The sequence below is a fragment of the Halobacillus sp. genome, from assembly GCF_049282395.1.
In the GTDB taxonomy this organism is placed as follows: domain Bacteria; phylum Bacillota; class Bacilli; order Bacillales; family Halobacillaceae; genus Halobacillus.
Genome location: NZ_JBAPTY010000211.1, coordinates 1 through 2,314 on the forward strand (window position 1 = coordinate 1; position 2,314 = coordinate 2,314).

Consider the following 2,314-nt stretch of genomic DNA (forward strand, 5'->3'; position numbering starts at 1 on the left):
GGCTTGGATTCACGGCCGGCTTCTCGGCGAGCTTAATTTTCGTTCCTTTTCAGGCGACTGTTCAAGTCCACACGCCTGTCCATATGACGGGCCGCGTGTTCGGCGTTCTCAACAGCGTGATGACAACGGCGACGATCATTGGTCCGCTGCTTGGAGGATGGATCGCGACGATCATAGGAGTGGTTCCGACGTTTACGATTACGGCGAGTCTTCTCGTCCTGGTAGCACTGATAGGATTTCTGACAAAACGAAAAGTAGAGCGAGGGAATGCAGATGTCTCCACGAGTAAGCAAAGAACACCTGAAGCAACGACGAGCTGACATTATGGAGGCCGCAACCACCGTCTTTATCGAGCACGGCTATGAACATACGACGATGAAGCACGTCATGGAAGCCGCCAATGTCAGCCGGGGCGGACTTTATCAATATTTCTCCAATAAAGAAGACCTTTTCGAAGCAATTCTTGAGGAAGGGATTAGTGAGGAAGTGGAAGAGGTGGATTTATCTCTGGATGAAGTAGAATCTAAGCACTGGGCCCTGCTCATGGAGCTGATGTTCGGGGAAGATGGAAGTCCGGATGCGAATATGGACCCGCTCGCCCCGAGCAAGCTCGAATTCTTTATCACCGGCCGCAACGATGAACGCCGTCGTGCCTATGGGGAAAAGCGGTATGAGATAGGACTGAGCATTTACGACGAAATCATTAAAGCCGGTCAGGAAGCCGGAGAGTTCAGCGACCGCTATGATAGCGAGTTGATAGCGAGATCGATCATTACGTTTGTGGATGGGCTGGCGCTTGACCATGCCATTCTGCCTGAGGAAAAGGTGAGAGTGAAGGAGCAGTCGGAGTTGTTTGTCGAGTATTTAAAGATGGCGCTGGATGTATCCTCCTCTTCATGAGGGGGATTTTTATTTGGGCTTGTTGGTATTTGCTTACAGACCGCTTCTATTTGAACAAATATAGTAAGGAAACTTTCGCATATGGAGAACGTGAAAAAGGACTTTCACCCAATAAAAGCGAACCAATTAAAGTACAAATAAATATCCAGGAGGGATTTTATGCATTTGGGTGCTTTTTCTATAAGTTTAAGCGTGAAAGACATTCATAAATCGAAAGCCTTTTATGAAAAGTTGGGATTTGAAGTATTCGGAGGCGACATTACTCAAAATTGGCTTGTGATGAAAAATGAGAACAGTGTAATTGGTCTGTTTCAGGGAATGTTTGAGGACAACATCATAACGTTCAATCCTGGCTGGAATCAAAATGCCGAAGATGTGAATCCATTTACAGATGTGCGGGAAATTCAGAAGCATTTGAAGGAACAAGGAGTGAACCTGGTATCTGAAGCTGATGAGACGACGGAGGGGCCGGAAAACATTACCATGGTAGACCCTGATGGAAACCCGATCCTGATCGATCAGCACCGATAGGGTTATGGGTTTTTATAGTGAAATGACCACGGGAATAGGATCTGCCGTGGTCATTTTTCAGTAAAACACGTCCAAGGACGTGTTTTTTTATCTATATGTTAACGGCAGCATAAGGAATTAAAGGATGTCCCTGATTTTCCTTCAACGATCATGTTTACTACATTTTTTCAAAGGGTATTTTTAGATGTGTTACAAGAAGATTACAAGGAGAAAAAAAGGGAGAAGTACACCTAATGAAGCAAGTAAGACAAATCGTTTTCATTCTACTACTCGGCGTTACATTTTATCTGACGTTTTTCAGCGAGCAGCCCTTTCCGATCAGGGTATCGGCCGCCGCTGTTTATTTAATAATCATAGTATCTGTCTGTTATGTATTGATGTTAGAAAACCGCTCACCCCACAAAACCCTATTATGGCTCTATTCGATTATATTCTTTCCGGTGGTGGGTTACGTTTTCTTTGTCTATTCAGGTCAATTACAGGTCAGAGGACATTTATTTGAAAGTAAGAGAGAAGATAATCAAAGGTATTTAGATTCTGCCATCGATAAAAATGCATCTATTGGCTGGAATCAGCTGACCAGTGAGGAACAGTTCATTTCCAATAGGATCGAAGCGGAAGGTGGTTTTCCCATTAGCTTCTCTTCCGAAGTATCCGTTTTGAAAGATGGGGACGAAACGTTTCCTGCTATCAAAGAACGTTTACGGGAAGCGAAAGAATACATTCACATGGAGTATTATACCTTTCGTGATGACCAGATTGGCCAGGAGATTATCGATATTCTGAAGGAAAAGGCGGAGGCTGGTCTTGAGGTTAAGGTCATTTTTGATGCGGCCGGCAGTATTGGAATGTCCGGCCACGCGAAGCGCAGCATGAAAAATGC

At 44.7% G+C, this 2,314-nt stretch carries 4 protein-coding genes; all 4 read left to right on the forward strand.

Features of this window, described 5'->3' with window-relative positions; genetic code table 11:
• Nucleotides 1-320, forward strand: a 320-nt coding sequence (locus WAM07_RS09380; protein WP_422166303.1) for an MFS transporter, incomplete at its 5' end; no start/stop codon positions are given.
• Nucleotides 274-900, forward strand: coding sequence for a TetR/AcrR family transcriptional regulator (locus WAM07_RS09385; RefSeq protein ID WP_422166305.1), 627 nt, complete (start codon nt 274-276; stop codon nt 898-900). The genes WAM07_RS09380 and WAM07_RS09385, both read left to right, overlap by 47 nt.
• A 159-nt stretch (nt 901-1,059) precedes the next feature.
• Nucleotides 1,060-1,431, forward strand: a complete 372-nt coding sequence (locus WAM07_RS09390; RefSeq protein ID WP_422166306.1) for a VOC family protein — start codon at nt 1,060-1,062, stop codon at nt 1,429-1,431.
• A 233-nt stretch (nt 1,432-1,664) separates the two neighbouring features.
• Nucleotides 1,665-2,314 (forward strand): PLDc N-terminal domain-containing protein (locus WAM07_RS09395; RefSeq protein WP_422166308.1); only part of this gene is annotated, 650 nt, incomplete at its 3' end.

Coding starts and splice junctions, on each gene's coding strand:
- WAM07_RS09385 (WP_422166305.1), top strand. CDS start 274: ATGTCTCCACGAGTAAGCAAAGAACACCTGAAGCAACGACGAGCTGAC.
- WAM07_RS09390 (WP_422166306.1), top strand. CDS start 1,060: ATGCATTTGGGTGCTTTTTCTATAAGTTTAAGCGTGAAAGACATTCAT.